Source organism: Thiorhodococcus drewsii AZ1 (assembly GCF_000224065.1).
In the GTDB taxonomy this organism is placed as follows: Bacteria; Pseudomonadota; Gammaproteobacteria; order Chromatiales; family Chromatiaceae; genus Imhoffiella; species Imhoffiella drewsii.
In genome coordinates this window covers 80,559-97,430 of record NZ_AFWT01000003.1, presented here as the reverse complement: position 1 = coordinate 97,430, position 16,872 = coordinate 80,559, and the positions used below count along the sequence as shown (strand labels likewise).

13 protein-coding genes and 1 pseudogene are annotated in these 16,872 nt (G+C 64.4%); 7 read left to right on the top strand and 7 right to left on the bottom strand.

Going from position 1 to position 16,872, the window contains the following annotated elements:
- Positions 1 to 3 precede the first annotated feature (3 nt).
- Positions 4 to 1,020, bottom strand: coding sequence for a beta-ribofuranosylaminobenzene 5'-phosphate synthase family protein (locus THIDRDRAFT_RS02805; RefSeq protein WP_007039278.1), 1,017 nt, complete (start codon positions 1,018 to 1,020; stop codon positions 4 to 6).
- 330 nt (positions 1,021 to 1,350) lie between these two features.
- On the opposite strand from THIDRDRAFT_RS02805, the gene THIDRDRAFT_RS26480 reads away from it, so the two are divergent.
- The 4 genes from THIDRDRAFT_RS26480 to THIDRDRAFT_RS02785 are packed head-to-tail and all read left to right on the top strand — an operon-like array spanning position 1,351 to position 6,030.
- The gene (locus THIDRDRAFT_RS26480; RefSeq protein WP_007039277.1) at positions 1,351 to 2,661 is read left to right on the top strand and encodes a hypothetical protein; all 1,311 of its coding nucleotides are present in this window, start codon (positions 1,351 to 1,353) and stop codon (positions 2,659 to 2,661) included.
- Positions 2,655 to 4,325: a formylmethanofuran dehydrogenase subunit A gene (locus tag THIDRDRAFT_RS02795; RefSeq protein WP_007039276.1), complete on the top strand. Its 1,671-nt coding sequence runs from the start codon at positions 2,655 to 2,657 to the stop codon at positions 4,323 to 4,325. Before THIDRDRAFT_RS26480 ends, THIDRDRAFT_RS02795 begins: the two co-directional genes overlap by 7 nt.
- On the top strand, positions 4,322 to 5,221 hold the full coding sequence (gene fhcD / locus THIDRDRAFT_RS02790; protein WP_007039275.1) for a formylmethanofuran--tetrahydromethanopterin N-formyltransferase: 900 nt from the start codon (positions 4,322 to 4,324) through the stop codon (positions 5,219 to 5,221). Before THIDRDRAFT_RS02795 ends, fhcD begins: the two co-directional genes overlap by 4 nt.
- Complete coding sequence (locus THIDRDRAFT_RS02785; RefSeq protein WP_007039274.1) at positions 5,218 to 6,030, top strand: formylmethanofuran dehydrogenase subunit C; 813 nt, start codon at positions 5,218 to 5,220, stop codon at positions 6,028 to 6,030. The genes fhcD and THIDRDRAFT_RS02785 overlap by 4 nt, the downstream gene beginning before the upstream one ends.
- A 186-nt stretch (positions 6,031 to 6,216) precedes the next feature.
- Here the strand turns inward: THIDRDRAFT_RS02785 and THIDRDRAFT_RS02780 are convergent.
- Positions 6,217 to 6,468 (bottom strand): annotated as a pseudogene (locus THIDRDRAFT_RS02780) (MFS transporter); the annotation flags it as partial.
- 456 nt (positions 6,469 to 6,924) lie between these two features.
- On the opposite strand from THIDRDRAFT_RS02780, the gene THIDRDRAFT_RS02775 reads away from it, so the two are divergent.
- Together THIDRDRAFT_RS02775 and THIDRDRAFT_RS02770 are read left to right on the top strand one after the other, a co-directional pair.
- Positions 6,925 to 7,443: a PAS domain-containing protein gene (locus THIDRDRAFT_RS02775; protein ID WP_040843741.1), complete on the top strand. Its 519-nt coding sequence runs from the start codon at positions 6,925 to 6,927 to the stop codon at positions 7,441 to 7,443.
- Positions 7,433 to 8,878, top strand: coding sequence for a methyl-accepting chemotaxis protein (locus tag THIDRDRAFT_RS02770; protein WP_245535769.1), 1,446 nt, complete (start codon positions 7,433 to 7,435; stop codon positions 8,876 to 8,878). The genes THIDRDRAFT_RS02775 and THIDRDRAFT_RS02770 overlap by 11 nt, the downstream gene beginning before the upstream one ends.
- 87 nt (positions 8,879 to 8,965) lie before the next feature.
- Here THIDRDRAFT_RS02770 and cysK read toward each other — a convergent pair whose 3' ends face one another.
- Positions 8,966 to 9,943: a cysteine synthase A gene (cysK, locus tag THIDRDRAFT_RS02765; RefSeq protein ID WP_007039270.1), complete on the bottom strand. Its 978-nt coding sequence runs from the start codon at positions 9,941 to 9,943 to the stop codon at positions 8,966 to 8,968.
- A 70-nt stretch (positions 9,944 to 10,013) separates the two neighbouring features.
- A complete protein-coding gene (locus tag THIDRDRAFT_RS02760; protein WP_007039269.1) occupies positions 10,014 to 10,682 on the bottom strand; it encodes an RBBP9/YdeN family alpha/beta hydrolase in 669 nt (222 codons plus the stop codon).
- A 304-nt stretch (positions 10,683 to 10,986) separates the two neighbouring features.
- On the opposite strand from THIDRDRAFT_RS02760, the gene THIDRDRAFT_RS02755 reads away from it, so the two are divergent.
- The gene (locus THIDRDRAFT_RS02755) at positions 10,987 to 12,063 is read left to right on the top strand and encodes a ribonuclease T2 family protein (RefSeq protein ID WP_007039268.1); all 1,077 of its coding nucleotides are present in this window, start codon (positions 10,987 to 10,989) and stop codon (positions 12,061 to 12,063) included.
- Between the two features lie 220 nt (positions 12,064 to 12,283).
- Here THIDRDRAFT_RS02755 and THIDRDRAFT_RS02750 read toward each other — a convergent pair whose 3' ends face one another.
- From THIDRDRAFT_RS02750 to THIDRDRAFT_RS02740, 3 genes are all read right to left on the bottom strand, one after another.
- The gene (locus THIDRDRAFT_RS02750; RefSeq protein WP_007039267.1) at positions 12,284 to 12,886 is read right to left on the bottom strand and encodes a hypothetical protein; all 603 of its coding nucleotides are present in this window, start codon (positions 12,884 to 12,886) and stop codon (positions 12,284 to 12,286) included.
- A gap of 518 nt (positions 12,887 to 13,404) precedes the next feature.
- The gene (locus THIDRDRAFT_RS02745; RefSeq protein ID WP_007039266.1) at positions 13,405 to 14,154 is read right to left on the bottom strand and encodes an endonuclease/exonuclease/phosphatase family protein; all 750 of its coding nucleotides are present in this window, start codon (positions 14,152 to 14,154) and stop codon (positions 13,405 to 13,407) included.
- Positions 14,144 to 16,429 carry a VTT domain-containing protein gene (locus THIDRDRAFT_RS02740; protein WP_007039265.1) on the bottom strand — a complete coding sequence of 762 codons (2,286 nt, stop codon included), beginning with the start codon at positions 16,427 to 16,429 and terminating at the stop codon, positions 14,144 to 14,146. Before THIDRDRAFT_RS02740 ends, THIDRDRAFT_RS02745 begins: the two co-directional genes overlap by 11 nt.
- Between the last annotated feature and the right edge of the window lie 443 nt (positions 16,430 to 16,872).

Genomic DNA, 16,872 nt, shown 5'->3' with positions numbered 1-16,872 from the left:
CGGTCAGCTCTCTTGACGAAGTTTGATCGGCGCCTCGACGCGATCGATGCGGGCACCGAGATTGCGTCCGGTCACGATGCGGTAGCGCAGCGGGGACAGATCGCCGAAACGGCGCTTGAGTCCCTGTTCCAGCCAGCGCGCCTGTTCGCCATCCTCGGCCAGCACGAAGCCAGTCGGACCCCATGAACTCTGGCCCACCCCGGCGAAGCCCTGACCGGCTGCCCAATCGAGCGCGGCAGACACCGCCGGCGAGGCGAAGCAGCCGCCCTGGGCCGGCGCGAAATGTTCGCCGACGGTGCGCTGGATGGCGCCGATCCCCTCGGCCACCGGATCCAGACTTCCTTCGAGCAGACCGGGCACGACCTGCATCAGCAGGATCCGACACAGTTGACCGGCCGACGCCTCGGGAAACTCGGGCAGCTCGGCGAACGCACGCACTTCCCGTTCGCCATGCATTCCCTGTCCCCGTTGATCGAACAACAACAGAATACGCCAGTCCTCGGGGAAGGACAGACGCAAGGCGAGCGGAGGAACCTCGCCCGGCGCGCGGTCATCGCGCCCGCAATCCACGATGAACCCGCCGTCCTCGAAGGCGCCGATACCGATCCCGGAACGCCGACCACGCTCCAAGATGCCGGCAATCGCGCGGCTGTCCGAATGGGCCTCGTAGAGACGCGCCATGGCCGTTCCGACCGCAAGCGCCAGTTGCGTCCCGGACCCCAAGCCGGCATGTCCGGGAATCGTTTCATGCAGATGAAGACGCACGCCTCCCGCAAGACCGAGTCGAGCTCCATAGGCTCGGGCGAACGCCAGCGCCCGCTCCGACTCAGGCCCCTCGGCGCTGAAATCATCGGTCCTTTCGGCTCGCAACCTGGTCGCCACCCCCTCGATGGTCAGCCCCAGACTGCCGAAGCGGCGCCCCAACCCGCCGTTGAGGTCGAGGAATCCCAGATGAAGACGGGCCGGCGCCTCCACATCGACCGTATGATTCGGATAACGCGTCGTGAAGCGATGATTCATCCACTACCCCCTTGTCGAAATCGACGTTGATCCGCTCTAAGCAAATCACATGCCCTGCCCATCGCAAACAGGCTCGCGATCCCGGCGGACATGCCGGTCGGCCGTGCCTGTGTCCCTGCTGACTCAGAGTGTCACTCGAAGGCATGCCGCTGGACACACCGAGCGACCAGCCGGCAGCCCTGACCGGCGCGCGCCAACGGTGCGCATCAAGCCAGCGAAACCATCGTCTAAATGGCATGATGTCTGCGTTGCAACACGGCCGGACATCGCCCGCCGCTCGCGCGGCGGCTTCACTCCCACGTCCATTCCAGGGAGACGCTCAGAAGCATCATGTGGAAGACCGAGCTCACCGCCAGCACGGACCATCTCACCTGCCCCTTTTGTGGGCTCGCGTGTGACGATCTGCAACTGGAGCATCAGGACCCGAACGGCCCGATCGACATCCGAAACGGCTGCGAGACCGCGCGCAATGCCTTCACCCAACTCATGGCGGCCGAAACGCGACCGCCCATGATCGCAGGGCGACCTGTCGCGCTCGAAGAGACGCTGGAGCGGTGCGTCAGCCGACTCCGCGAGGCACGCGCACCGCTCTTCGGCGGCCTCGCAACCGACGTGAACGGGATGCGCGCCGCACTGAGCCTGGCCGACCAGTGCGGCGCACTGCTGGATCACGTCAATAGCGACGCCCTCTTCCGCAACCAATTGGTGCAGCAGGACAGCGGCTGGATGACCACGACTCTGACCGAGGCACGCAATCGCGCCGATCTGGTCGTGCTGATCGGATCACAATGGCACGAACGCTTCCCCAGACTGATCGAGCGCGTCCTAAGCCCGCCCGAGGCGCTGTTCACGGAGACAAGCGAGCGGCGTTTCGTCCTCATCGGCCCCAATGAAAGCCAAGCGGTTCCGGCCGAACTGCGGGGCTGCATTCAGAATGTAATTCAGATCGAGAACCGACAGATCGGCGCACTCGCCGGGCTGCTGCGCGGGCTCGTCGCCGGACGCCCGGTGCGCGCCGACGCCATCCCAGACGTGAACGCCGAGACGCTCCTGACGCTGGCGGAGCAGCTCAAGTCGGCCAGCTATGCCCTGTTCGTCTGGTCTGCCGCCGAGCTGGATTTCCCGCACGCCGAGCTGACCGTCCAGGCACTGAGCGAACTGGTGCGCGACCTCAACCAAACCACCCGAGCCGCCGCGCTGCCATTGGCCGGCACGCTCGGCGACATCACGGTCAATCAGGTCTGCACCTGGCAGAGCGGCTATCCGCTTCGCACCGATTTCCAGCAACAAGGTCCGCGCTACGACCCCATGTTGAACCGCCACCAGGACATCCTAGCCCGCAACGAATGCGACCTGCTGCTGTGGATCGCCGCAATTCCGGGAGGCGGCGACCCACCATCGACGGACTGTCCAACACTGGTACTGGGACACCCTGGACTGCTTCTCGAACGTCCGCCCGAGGTCTTCATTCCGGTCGGGGTTCCGGGCATCGATCATCCGGGGCACTGGTATCGCAGCGACGCCGCCTGTCCGCTGCCGCTGGGACAGATCCGGGATCTCGGACTGCCCTCGGTCGCCCAGATCCTCACCCAACTGGGCCAGCGCCTCGCGCAGACCGCACAGGAGGAGACACCGTGCTGACCAAGCTCGCTGGCGGCCGACTGTACGATCCCGCGAACGGGATCGACGGCGAGGTCCGCGATCTCTACATCCACGACGGTCGCATCCTGCACCACCCACCGCCCGGCGAGACGCCCGGACAGACCTTCGATCTGGACGGCAAGCTGGTCATGGCGGGCGCGATCGACATGCACACCCATATCGGCGGCGGCAAGGTCAACATCGCCCGCGCCATGCTGCCGGAGGACCAGCGCGCCCATCGTCGCAACCGGACCGCCTCGACCCGCTCGGGCGGCGGCCATGCCGCGCCCTCGACCCTCGCCGCCGGCTACCGTTACGCGGAGATGGGCTATACCTGCTGCTTCGAGCCCGCCATCCTGCCGATCAACGCACGTCAGTCGCACATGGAGATGGCCGACACGCCGATGGTCGACACCGGCGGCTACGCCATGCTCGGCAACGACGACCTGCTGCTGCAACTCATGAGCGAGGGGGCGAGCCAGGAGACCATCAACGACTATGTCGCCTGGACCCTGCACGCCACCCAGTGCATCGGTATCAAGGTGGTCAACCCGGGCGGGATCAACGCCTTCAAGTTCAACGCCCGCACCCTGGACGTCGACGAGCAGCACCCGCACTACCCGCTCAAACCGCGCGACATCATCCGCACCCTGAGCCGCGCGGTCGCCGAACTGGGCGTGCCGCACCCGCTCCATGTCCATGCATCCAACCTGGGCGTCCCCGGCAATCGGACCGCGACCCTGGCGACCATGGCCGCCGCCGAGGGCTTTCCCATCCACCTGACCCACATCCAGTTCCACGCCTACGGAACCGAGGGGGATCGGCATTTCTCGTCGGCGGCGGCCGAGATCGCCGAGGCCGTGAACCGGCTGAAAAACGTCACCATCGATGTCGGACAGGTGATGTTCGGTCAGACGGTGACCATCTCGGGCGACAGCATGCACCAGCATGCCAACCATCATCACGCCCATCCGCACAAATGGACCTGCATGGACATCGAGTGCGAGGCCGGATGCGGCGTCATCCCCTTTCGCTACAAGGACAAGAACTTCGTCAATGCACTGCAATGGGCGATCGGACTGGAGCTGTTCCTCATGGTCGAGGATCCCTGGCGGGTCTTCCTCACCACGGACCACCCCAACGGTGCGCCCTTCACCAGCTATCCGCATCTCATCCGGCTGCTGATGGACCGCAGCTTCCGCAACGATCAGCTCGCGCGGATCCACCCGGACGCCGCCGCCATGAGCCTGCTCGGCTCGCTGGAGCGCGAATACAGCCTCTACGAGATCGCCATCATGACCCGGGCCGCGCCGGCGCGGATCCTTGGGCTCACCGATCGCGGCCATCTGGGATCGGGCGCCCGCGCCGACCTCTGCGTCTACCGCCCCTCGGACGATGCCGAGCGGATCTTTTCCAGCCCCATGCTCGTCTTCAAGAACGGCGAGGTCGTGGTCGAAGAGGGACGCATCACCCGTCCGCTGCAGGGAACCACCCAGGTGGTTCGGCCCGAATACGATCGCGCCATCGAGCGGCGCATCGGCGACTGGTTCGACCGCCACCATACGGTGCGACTGGCCAACTTCGGCATCTCCGACGCGGAGATGGCCGAGGGCATCGGCAGCCCGGTCGAGGTCCACCCCTGCCGACCGAGGAGCGTCACATGATCCGCAACGGCATCGAGATCGAGGACACCTTCGCCGAGGCCTTCGGCATGAACGCCACGCGGCTCGTGATCACCGCGCTCGACCATCGCTGGGCACGGATCGCCGCCGAGACCATGACCGGTTTCGCAACCTCGGTCATCGCCTGCGGCGCCGAGGCCGGAATCGAGGCCGAGATGGCGCCCGAGCAAACGCCCGACGGCCGTCCCGGCATCAGCGTGCTGCTGTTCGCCATGTCGGGCAAGGAGCTGGAGAAGCAGGTCGAACGACGGGTGGGACAATGCGTTCTGACCTGCCCGACCACGGCCATCTTCTCCGGCATCGCCAGCGAAAAGCCGGTGCCGCTGGGCAAGAACCTGCGATTCTTCGGAGACGGCTACCAGATCTCCAAGCAGATCGACGGCCGACGCTACTGGCGGGTGCCCGTGATGGACGGCGAGTTCCTGTGCGAGGAGTTGACCGCCCGTGTCGGCGCCGTCGGCGGCGGCAATTTCCTGGTGCTGGCGCGCACTCAGACCCAGGCGCTCGCCGCCTGCGAACGAGCGGTCGCGGCAATCCGCGCCCTGCCCAACGTCCTGCTGCCTTTCCCCGGCGGAATCGCGCGCTCGGGATCCAAGGTCGGTTCCAAATACAAGGCGCTCATGGCCTCGACCAACGACGCCTTCTGTCCCACCCTGCGGGGACTCTCGCCCTCCTCCCAGCTGGGGTCGGAGGTCGGGGCCGTGCTGGAGATCGTCATCAACGGCCTCACCGAGGACGACGTTCGCCAGGCGACCCGGACCGGCATCGAGGCGGTCTGCACGCTCGGCGCGGACTCGGGCGTCCTGCGTATCTCGGCCGGCAACTACGGCGGCAAGCTGGGGCAATACCATTTCCACCTGCGGGAGCTGATGGCATGAGCGCGCTCACACTGCGCCTGCGGGAATGCCCGCGACAACGCATCGATCTTTCTGGATTCACATCGGACGCGCTCGCGGGAAAGTCCCTGGCCGATATTCAGGCGCTCCCGCTGTGGGTCGGCAATCGCCAGATGCCCGCCGGCGACCTCTTCATCATCCATGGACACGACAGCGATCACATCCGCATCGAGTCCGAGAGCGATCGGCTCGACGGCATCGGCAGCGGGATGACCCGGGGCAGCATCCGCATCCAGGGACACGCCGGTGCCTATCTCGGACGCGGGATGCGCGGCGGCGAGATCCAGGTCGAGGGCGACGCGAGCCTCTTCGCCGGAACCGGCATGACGGGCGGCCTGCTTCGGATCGGCGGTAACGCAGGCGACTTCCTCGGCGCCGCCATCCCAGGCGAGCGGCGCGGACTGCGCGGCGGTCGGATCGAGGTACGGGGCAATGCCGGCGAGCGCGTCGGCGACCGCCAGCGACGCGGCATGATCCTGATCGCCGGCAACGCCGGAGACTATTGCGGCTCGCGCATGGGCGCCGGCACCATCCTCGTCCTCGGCCAGACCGGAGCCAATGTCGGATTCGCCATGCGGCGCGGCACGATACTGCTGACCTCCGCGCCCGAATTGCCGCCGACCTTCAACGACAACGGACCGCAGGACCTCAGCGTCCTGACCCTGCTCGCCAAATCACTCCCGTCGCCCTTCGACCAGATCGGCGAACGCGGCACCCGCGTCCAACGCTGGCTCGGCGACCTCGGCCACGGCGGCCAGGGCGAGGTATTGGCCTGGCCGCCGCTCACGTAGCCTGGGTGAAGCGCAGCGAAACCCAGGACGGTGCCCGACTCACCACCGCACCCATCCGCGAGGGTATCCCCGGATTCCGCTATCGCTCCATCCGGGCTACGGGCGGTGGGCGATTGTGATGTTGCGGCCTTTCGTTGCATGGACGAAGGCGGCGACGATGAGCGCCATCCAGATGGCGAGCGAGAGCACGCCGAACAGGATCGAGCCACCTCCCGCCACGAGACAGCCGAGGGCGAGGACGATTCGTTAACCCTGTGTGTCCGCCAGCACCCCCGAAGGACTCTGCATCGCCGTGTAGACGTAGTCGTACATGGCGGCGAGCGAGCCGAGCGCGGCCCCGCTGGTGCCGAAGGCAGCCATCAGGTCCGCAGCGACCACGCCTGACACCATTCGGTGGAAAAAGACCATCATGTAGGCCAGTACGAGGATGGTGTACACGGATCAGCGCGCACGCAGAAAACGCGCTCGAACATGGGGATCGATCGACATGGCGAACCCTGCTCCTCATCACTGATTCCCTGAAGCCAGCCGTTCTTAATTGATATCGATTCAATGAGTTGCGACGGGTCTTGACACGCACCTCACAGATCGCAATGGCGCAGCTTGTCTCCCAAGGAGGCACAGCGTAGCATGCCAATAAAGCTACATTTGAATTGATGAATGTCATTTCGCTCCATCCCACACCCCGTTCACAGATCATGCGATCGGGCCTCAGGATCGAACAAATGACTCCGGACAGATCGCCAGCCGCACCCCATGATGGACGGACGTACAGCCCGGTCGGTTGCGGCATAGGCCGACAGGACTCGCAGCGAACGCCCTGTAGGCGTTCAATCCCACACATCACCGCATCGTCTCCATCGACGAACGGGGACGCGCCGACGCTTCGCCGACATGAAACGAAAGATCACGCCCACCTCGGTGGAGAAGGTCATGAGGGACGACGATTTCATCGTCTCCAAAACAGACCCCACCGGACGTATCACCTACGGCAATCGCATCTTCATCGAGTTCTCCGGCTATACCGAGTCCGAGCTGATCGGAACCCAGCACAACATCATCCGTCACCCCGATATGCCGAGGGCGGTTTTCAAACTGCTCTGGGACACCATCCAGGCGAAGCGCGAATGTAACGCCTACGTGAAGAACATGGCGAAGGACGGGAGCTTTTACTGGGTCTTCGCCAACATCACCCCGAGCCTGGCCCCCAACGGCACCATCGACGGCTATTTCTCGGTACGACGCAAACCTAAGGCGACGGCTCTCGCCACCGTCACCGAACTCTACCGCGCCATGCTCGATGCCGAGCACCAAGCCGGTCCCAAACTGGCGATCGATGCCTCCAGCAAAATTCTCACCGATCTCTTGACCGAAAAGGGCATGAGCTATGACGAATTGGTCCTTGCAATCTAAGTTCGTCGCCCTGCTCTGGTCCCTCGCCGGCCTGACGCTCGCGAGCACCCTCTATGCCTGGTGGCAAACTGGGACGGACTGGGCGATGGTCTTGTTCCCGCTACTGGCGATCGGCGTCGCCATCGTGGGGCAGAGGGCGGTCGGAAGTTGGCTGGCACCCATTACCGCGCTGGACCGGCTGACCGCCGAGATCGCCGCAGGCCGCTTCGAGGGCCGCATCACCGACATCCGCCACGCCGATGAGATCGGCCTGCTGTGCTGGAACGTCAACGACATGCTCGACCAGCTGGAGACCTTCTTCCGCGACGAGACCACGGCCTTCAGTCAACACGTTGCCGGAAACACCTATCGCAAGGCGTTTCCCGCCGGACTGCACGGCACCTTCAAGGAGGGACTGGAAAGCCACAACCGACTGCTCGACGGCATCGCCGAGGTCCAGCGCGAAAAGATGCGCAACCGCCTCCTCACCCAGGTCCAGCAGCTCAACAGCAGCAACCTCCTCGACAACCTGGCCTCCAGCCAGAAGGATCTCATGCGGGTCAACACCGAGATGCAATCCGTCCTCGAACTCGCGACCACCACGGCGGTCGATGCCGAGGACAGCGAAAGCACCGTCAGCCAAGTCGTCGTCTATCTCAACGAGATCACCTCCCGCATCAATCGCGTCGCCGACGCAGTCGCAGAGCTCAGCGCCCGCAGTCAGGAAATCACCTCAGCCGTACAGCTGATCACCGCCATCGCCAACCAAACCAACCTGCTCGCGCTCAATGCCGCCATCGAGGCCGCACGCGCGGGCGAGTTGGGACGTGGATTCGCGGTGGTCGCCGATGAGGTGCGCACGCTGGCCGAAAACACCAAGAGCGCCTCGGAATCCATCGGTCAGATCATGGGAAGCTTCGCCGTCGCCACCGAACGCATGCAAGAGGACTCGCTCGCCATGCGCGACATGGCGAGCAGTTCGAGCGAGGTGATTGGGGAGATGGAGGGGCGCTTCGCCCATTTCGCCATCTCGGCCCGCGAGACCCAGAAGCGCGCCACGCGCACGCGCGACATGGGCTTCGGCTCGCTGGTCAAGGTCGATCACGTCATCTTCAAGCAGCGCGCCTATATGGCCATCAACGCGGCCGACCAGGACAACGACTATCGCGACGCGGTCCGGGTCGATCATCATCAGTGCCGTCTCGGACAATGGTACGACTCGGCGGGTCGAGAGGATTTCGGCCTGACACGAAGCTACGCGGCGCTGGAGCACCCGCACGCCCAGGTGCACGATCATGTCAACCAGATGCTGCCATGCCTAGACGAGGCATGGGAAAGCGATATCGAGGTGCAAACGGCCATCTTGGAAGCCATGACGCAGACGGAGGCTGCCAGCCTTGAGGTCATGCGACTGGTCGACAGCATGGTGGTCGAGAAACACGGCAGCTGGAGCTGACCGTAGACAGGACGGAGAGGCGTGGAGCGGCGCCGACGTGCCGTTCATCACGGCCGATCGACGCCACGCATGTCTTCGGGCGGCGTCCTATCGCGCCACTCCGTTCTCGTCGAACAGCCCCTCGAACAGCACCGAACTCAGATAGCGCTCGCCCGAGTCCGGCAGCACCACCACGATGGTTTTGCCCGCGTGCGCCTCACGTTGCGCCAAACGCACCGCCGCCGCAACCGCCGCGCCACTGGAAATACCGGAGAGGATGCCCTCCTCCCGCGCCAGACGCAGCGCGTATTGGATCGCGTCGGCGTTCTCGACCGTCTCGATCAGGTCGACCAGCGAGAGATCCAGCACATCGGGGACGAATCCCGCACCGATCCCCTGAATCTGATGCGGTCCGGGCTTGAGCGGCTCACCGGCCCGGGACTGGGTCAGTACAGGGCTTGCCGCTGGCTCGACCGCGACCGAGAGGATCGGCTTGCCTTGGGCCTGCTTCAGATAGCGCGTCACACCAGTGATGGTGCCGCCGGTACCGACGCCCGAGACGAAGATATCGACCTCGCCCTCGGTGTCGTCCCAAATCTCCGGGCCGGTCGTGGCCTCGTGGATCGCAGGGTTGGCGGGGTTCTTGAATTGCTGGAGCAGCAGATAGCGATCCGGATCCGAGGCCGCAATCTCTTCCGCCTTGGCGATCGCACCGCCCATGCCCTTGGCCCCTTCGGTCAGCACCAGCCGCGCACCATAGGCCGCGAGTAGCTTGCGCCGCTCCAGACTCATGGTCTCTGGCATGGTCAGGGTCAGCGGAATCCCCTTGGCGGCGGCAACGAAGGCCAGCGCGATCCCGGTGTTGCCGCTGGTTGGCTCGACCAGCTCCTTTCCTGGACCGAGCAGCCCGCGACGCTCGGCATCCCACACCATGGAGGCGCCGACCCGACACTTGACCGAATAGGCCGGATTACGTCCCTCGATCTTGGCCAGCACCCGCGCCGGCGCGCCGTCCGTCACCCGATTCAGCGCGACCAACGGGGTGCGGCCGATGGACTGGGCATTGTCTGCAAACCACTTGGACATGAGCTCTCCTCTAAAAAATGTCACCGATCGCCGCGAACATGGGCCACCAGCGTCGCGCCGCACACACGCATCAGGCGGTCGGTCTCGCCCTCAGCCCCAGGTCTCCACGCGGTGCGACGGCCGACTGGATGTGCATAGGGGCGCCCAGACCCCGCGACTGCCACGCCTGAAAGGACTGGAGCAAGGCGAGCCCCTCAGGCCAGGGTCCGAACCCCGATGCCTCGTTCAGATGCCCAACCTTGCCGGCATTCACGACGGTGCTGCCCCAACGGTCGGCCCAATAGGCCACTCTCGCCGGTCGCATCCAGGGATCGTCCCCGCTTGCCACGATCAGAGTCGGGAAACCGAGCAGATCCCGAGGCAAATCGGACCCGATGCTGGATCCACTGGTCTCCGATTCTCGCAGACCCCGAGCCGAGAAACGATCGGGATCGCCCGGAGCCACCAGCAGGGCACCCGCGACCCGCGAAGCCAACGCATTACCCGCCGTCACCGCCGCCAGGCAGCCGAAACTATGCGCGACCAGCCACACAGGCTCCGGCGCATGCTGAATCGCAAGCCGAATAGAATCCGCCCAATTCGCCAGCACCGGCGCGCCCCAATCGATCCCGGACACCCGACGCGCCTCCGGGAGCTGATGCTCCAGCCAGGTCTGCCAATGACCGGGACCACTCCCCTGAAAGCCCGGGATGATGAGTGTCGAATGCGCGGGAAAAGCGGCGATCTTGGTCGAAGACATGGCGGTCGCTCCAGAATGGCGTGAGATCGGAAACATCGGCCCGATCCAAGACCGGATCGGTACATGACTCAACGATAGCCACCACAACCCGCGAACGAAAAGAATACTTATCGCTTTGCATATAACGCCAAGGCATAACTTTTCACAGCACTAACCCACAGGCCACGTCGTCTGGGTGCAGCGCAGCGAACCCCAGAGGCACCGCAAAGACACCCGCAGATTCGGCTATGCTGCATCCGGGCTACGACACCCTGGAATCGATGCGCACGCTCGACACGCACAATCCCCTGGACGGAGGTCCGCCATGAAAGGATCCATCGCTTTAACCTGCGCCCTGTTGACCCTCACGATCGCCATGCCCTCGGCCGCACAGCAGGTCCGACTGGAGGGTTACTTCATCGCCCTCGCGAAGTGCGAGGCGAACCAGAAAAAGGACAGCGGCAACCCCGGCAACATCCGGCTCGAAATCCGACGCGCATACGACATGATCGGGCGCAACTCCACGCCGGGCACCCATTACCAGATCAAGGTGCCGGACGCCCCAATCACGCAAGCCCGCTGGGTTCCCATGAGCTGCGGCGCCTACGCACCCAAAAACAGCCTGGTGATCTCCCCGGATCAGGGCCAAGCACCAAGCACCCAGCCCACCAGCACCGAAGCCCGCGGCCTCGCCCAGGACAGCATCGAATACGTCCTCGCCGCCAGCTGGCAGCCCAGCTTCTGCGCCACCGCGAAGGGCCGCGACAAGAAGGAATGCCGCTCACAGACACCCGATCGATTCGACGCCACCCATTTCGCGCTCCACGGACTCTGGCCCGACGATCTGGACGATACCGCGATCTTTCCCTGCTATTGCGGCCGAGGCGGCCCCGTGAGCTGCAAGGGCAGCCAGGATGACGATACGCAAATCAGGCTCTCGCCCGAGGTGATGAACGACTTGAAGGTCGCCATGCCAGGCGTGCAATCCGGCCTGCACCTGCACGAATGGCCCAAGCACGGCACCTGCTACGAACGCGACAAAAGTGGCCCGGACGCGGGGAGCGACCCCGACGAATACTTCACCGAGGCCATGGCCGCTCTGAAGGCACTCAACGCCTCCAGCGTACGGCAACTCTTCGCCGAGCATATCGGCCAGACGCTGACCCGCGATCAGATCCGGTCCGCATTCGACGACGCCTTCGGCTCCGGTGCCGGAGAACGCGTCCTCATCCGTTGCACCAAGGTCGGAGGCGAGAACCTCATCGCCGAGCTCTGGATCAACCTCAAGGGCAACATCGCCACCCCGGCCGATCTAGACACGCTGATACAGGCCGCGCCGCCGACATCCGACTCGACCAATCAAAAGAGCTGCGTCAAGGGACGCGTACAAGCGGTGCGTTGAGGACGCGGAACAGGAAGACGCCGGAGCCGTTTCCGGGACCGGCGTCACGCCATCAGAGGCCGCCACAGGGGGTATCGAACCCGAATCGTTCGGCCCCTTCTCACCAAGGAAGGGGAAGAGGCTCAAGCCCTGTTCGACAGGACGCAGGCTTCTCCCTGGACTCCGTCCCTGTGGGGATTGCTGGGGAAGGGGCGTAAACGTCTGCGTCAGCCCGAGGGTGTCAGACGCGAATGCCTTGACCGCCCAGTTGACGTCGCACGATGGGGTCGGTGCGGTTTTTCGATGTCGCGGCCTTCATAAAGACGACGACCCGGTCGATATCGCGGATGACACCGAGCAGGATCTCGTCATCCGGATAGAAGATTCGCAGGGACTCGAAGGCGATGTCCATCAGATGCTCGTCGGCACGGGCGATGCCGACCGCATAGGCGATGTTACAGGCCAATCCCGCCTGATGATGATGCAGGCGCCCGGCGAAACGACGCCAGGCATCGACCCAACCCTCCCACTCTCTGGACGAGACGTTGGCGCGACTGGTCCTCAGGAAGAGAACCACCTTCAACAGTTCGTCTTGCCATGCCCAGATATCGTTACCGAGACTCTTGCGAACCCGCTCGACCACACGCCCGTGGTACTGGACGCAGTGGTCGCATTGATAGTAGAGCCCCAGCGAATAGGCGATGTACTCGCGTTCGAGTTCGCTCAGCGTAAAAGGGTCGGACTCCCCGGGAGCACCGGAGAAGGTATGTGCGTGCAACTCGTTCAGCACATCGTTAAAGGGTTGGCCCTGTATGGACTCACGTACTGCTGCTTGACTGGCCACCGTTGGAACCTCTATAGAAATACGACTTAATCTAGCTTGAATGCTACGCGCGGACGCATATCACGCACGTTCTGGCCCACCGCCTGCAACCTTTAAGACCAGCTGGCCATTGATGGACCGATCCGGATCGAGAATGCGCTCGCCGGGCAGATTGCAGGATGGGGATGTATCGATAGCCACGGGGGCTCCGAATAGCCCTGATTGCCTCGACGCACGCTAAAGATCTAGGGTGTCTTGGCGCGGAGAGATGGCGAAACGCCTGATGGACTCCCGGGCCGGGAGCGGCCGGATTGTACTCTCATGCTCGAAGGATGCCTCAATGCCTAAGGATACATTGGATACCGGTACAGGCTTACACAATATCACCAAATTGTGATGAATTAGACGTCTTCAAGCGTGCCGACCCGCCGTTTCAGTGGCAAAAGCGCAAGCCCTCGACGCCCCGCCCAGGGCAGCGCATGCGGACTACGATGGCCTCGGACTCTGGGCCAGCGCATCGGCGGGCGATCGATGCCCGATCACAAGAGGAAAGACGCCCTCAACGGCAGGTGATCGGAAGCCACACGGGTCAGCGGGCTGCGGATCACCTCCAGTGCGTCCAGCGTCAGGCCGCCACCGAACCAGATGCGGTCCAGCGGAAAGAGCGGAAAGACGCCAGGAAAGGAGCGACGCATCGGGGCGGGTTGGAGCCATGCGTCGATGGCCGAAAGCCGTCTCGGATGTCGGCGCCATTCGTTGAAGTCGCCGAGCAGGATGGTCGGGCGCATGCCACTCGGTCGCCTGGCGAGTTGGCCGAGCCGCTCGGAGATCCGGGCGAGCTGACAGCGGCGCTCGGCGACGCTCAGCCCGAGATGGGTCGCGAGACAGCAAAGTTCCGACGGCGCCGCCGCCCCTGCTGGATCGGCACCGCTCATGTCCATGACCGCCTCGATGAGGCCGCGCGGTTCGCGCTCGGGGTAGCTTAGATTCCGCTGCCGATGGATCTTGACCGGCAGCCGGCTCAGCAGCACGTTGCCATAGCTCGAGAGTTCCGAGGTCAGCGTCGGCCCCAGCAGGGGCCGGTAGCCCTGGTGTCTCAGGCGCTGCATCAGGGGCACGTATTCCGGCCCCGGTTTGAGCGGCGTCTCGACCTCCTGCAAGGCGACCAGATCCGCGTCCAAATCAAGAATGACATCCAGGATCCGCCCATCGTCGATGCGGCGATCCGACCCCATCGAGCGATGAATGTTGTAGGTCGCGACCGTCAGGGACCGACGCTTATCGGTCATCGGCGAGCATCCGTCGTCCGTACCAGGTCAGCCCGGCGATCGCCAACACACCCACGAAAACGAGCGCCACGGCGCGCAGGTCCGCCTTTCCGATGAGCGACATGAGTCCCTCGGCGAAGACCGCCATGGCCAAGATGGCCGGGGTCATGCCGATCGCGGTGCCGATCAAGAAATCGCGCAGCCGCAGATGCGAGGCGCCGGCGAAGAGGTTGATGACGGCAAAGGGCGCCACCGGAACGATACGCACGGTCACGACGGTCAGGATGCCGTGGCGGGCGAGACGGCGACTCAGCCGGCCCAGCCCGCCCCCGGACATGCGATCCACGGCCTGGCGACCGAGATAGCTGCCGATCCCATAGCCGGCATAGGACGAGAGCGTGGCGCCGCTCAGAGCGACCACGGCCCCGGTCACCGGCCCGAAGACCAGAGCGGACACCAGTATCAAAAGGGTTACTGGCACGGCAATCACGGCGGCCGTGACGAAGGCGGCGACGGCAACCGGCGGCCCCCAGACGGCGTGATTCAGTCCCTGCACCAGGCTCGCCAAGGTCTCTGGCTTCAGCCAGTCCCCGAGAGCGGTCCAGCGCCAGCTGGCCGCCAGCGCGACGAAGAGCGCCACCAGGACGCCACCGAGGATGAGTCGCCAGCGCAAATGCCGGGTATGCTCCTCTCCGCCGACCACGACCTTGGTGACCAGATCGCCGTCGATGGGCCGATCCGGGTCAAGGATGCGCTCGTCCGGGAGCTGCCGGTTCCATTCGGGATCCACCTCGCCGTCGAGGACCGCGAGCCGAATCGGAGGATCCGCGTCCGGCACCGACTGTTGCTCGCGCAGCCGTTCGAGCGCCTGGAGAATCCCACCGCCCTGCTCGCGCGCCTGACGTTCGGCCTCATCGACCCGCTCGGAGTCGACCGAAAGGAACATACCGAGCAGCCGCTGGCGCAAGGCGCGAATGGCGCCGACCTCTTGCGCGTCCTTGGCGACGACGCAGAGGTCGCATTCGCTGTCGAGCCCCATGGATCGATTGCTCAGGTTGGAGGATCCGATCCGCAGCACGGCATCGTCGACGATCATGAGCTTGGCGTGGACCATGAGGCAGCCGTCGCTCAGCCCCTGAACGTCGGGATAGTAGACGGCAAGCCGTCCGTGCCGGTCGAGCCTGCGCATCCGCGCCAGCATGCGCGCACGCAGCACATCCATGGTGTGCTGTTCGATCCAGGCGCCGGTCCGCTGCGGCAGGATGACGACCACCTGCGGCCCCTTCCGGCGCCTGAGCGAGCGACACAGCGCCTTGACCAGGGAGCGGGAGGATAGGTACTGGTTTTCGATATAGATGCAGTCGCGCGCCCCCTCGATCATATCCAGATACAGCCGTTCGATCTCACGCGACTCGGGGCGCTCTCCGTAGGCGGGCAAGGTGCGGGCGATCCCCACCCGCGTGTCCCGCAACATGGGATCCACGCCTTGAGGCCAGGGGGCCGGCGCGTCATCCGAAGCAGACAGGGGCTCCAGGGTCTCGCCGGTCGCCCAACGCCAGCGGTCCAGGAAGAGATCCATGATGGCGGTCGCAGCAGGTCCGTCGACGAGCATTTGCAGGTCGTGGAAGGGCGGATAGGGATTGCCGTCCGGATCGACGCGACGCTCGTCCTCAGACGGGTGCGCGTTGGTGTCCCAACGCCATTTGCTCAAATCGAAGCCGCCACAGAAGGCGATGCTCCCGTCGATGGCAACGAGTTTCTGATGCTGACTGGCGACCACCGGATGGCTGGCGTCCTTGACGAAATGCAGGCGAGGATGGTCGTCGCCCCAGGGATGATCCCCCAGAAAGAGCGGCTCGCGCTCCAGGGCGTAGATGGGGGCATAGTCCCAAAGCAGGACGAACACCTCCAACTCCGGGGTGCGCTCCAGCAAATGACGCAGCAGTTCGGCGAGTCGGACCGGATGGCCGTCGTCGCGGCCATCGCGGACCAGGCTCAGCTGACTGTGCAGATCCCAACTGGCGATGACGATGCGTCGGCGCGCCTGGATCATCGCCTGGCGCACGACCCCGTAATAGTCTTCGCCATCGACCAGCACGGCGAGTCGGCCAACCTGCTCCAGACGCCAGCAATTGCGCCCCGGCTCCAGAAGCGAATCGAACGCCCGGAGCGACTCGTTCCCACCGGAAGGTGATTTCCTTGGACTCCAACCGACACGCCGACTGGATCGAGCGGAATCAGGGGGAGAGGAGTCCCCCTCGAACAGATTGATGGATGAGGATGTATCGACAGCCATAGGTGTCTCCGAAGTAGTCGTGATCGCCCCGATGCCCGCGCGCGACGCGACCCATTGGCGCGGTGGGTGTGACGAGCGTCTGATCGATGCATTGAGCCGACACAGCCGGATTGAACGCCCATTCCGACATCGTGGCACAGAGCAACGAGGATGCATCTCTCAAACAGAGAACGAATAGAGTCTGTTGTCGAGACAAGCGGCGTGTGAAAGATGGCTAACGCGACGCGCCCTCACCTCCTGTCCATTGAGGATAAATCGACGTCAAGGACAGTATCACCTTGGATGCTGACGCAGGTTCAAGCAGCCAATTGGCATGGGGGCGAAGCCGACTCGTTCAAGCACGCCGACCCGCCATTGTCGCGAAGAGAGGACGCAAAAAACGGATTGTTTGTGATGCTATTCTCAGATCGACCGCCTCTAAGATGTCAACGTAAGGTGTCGGA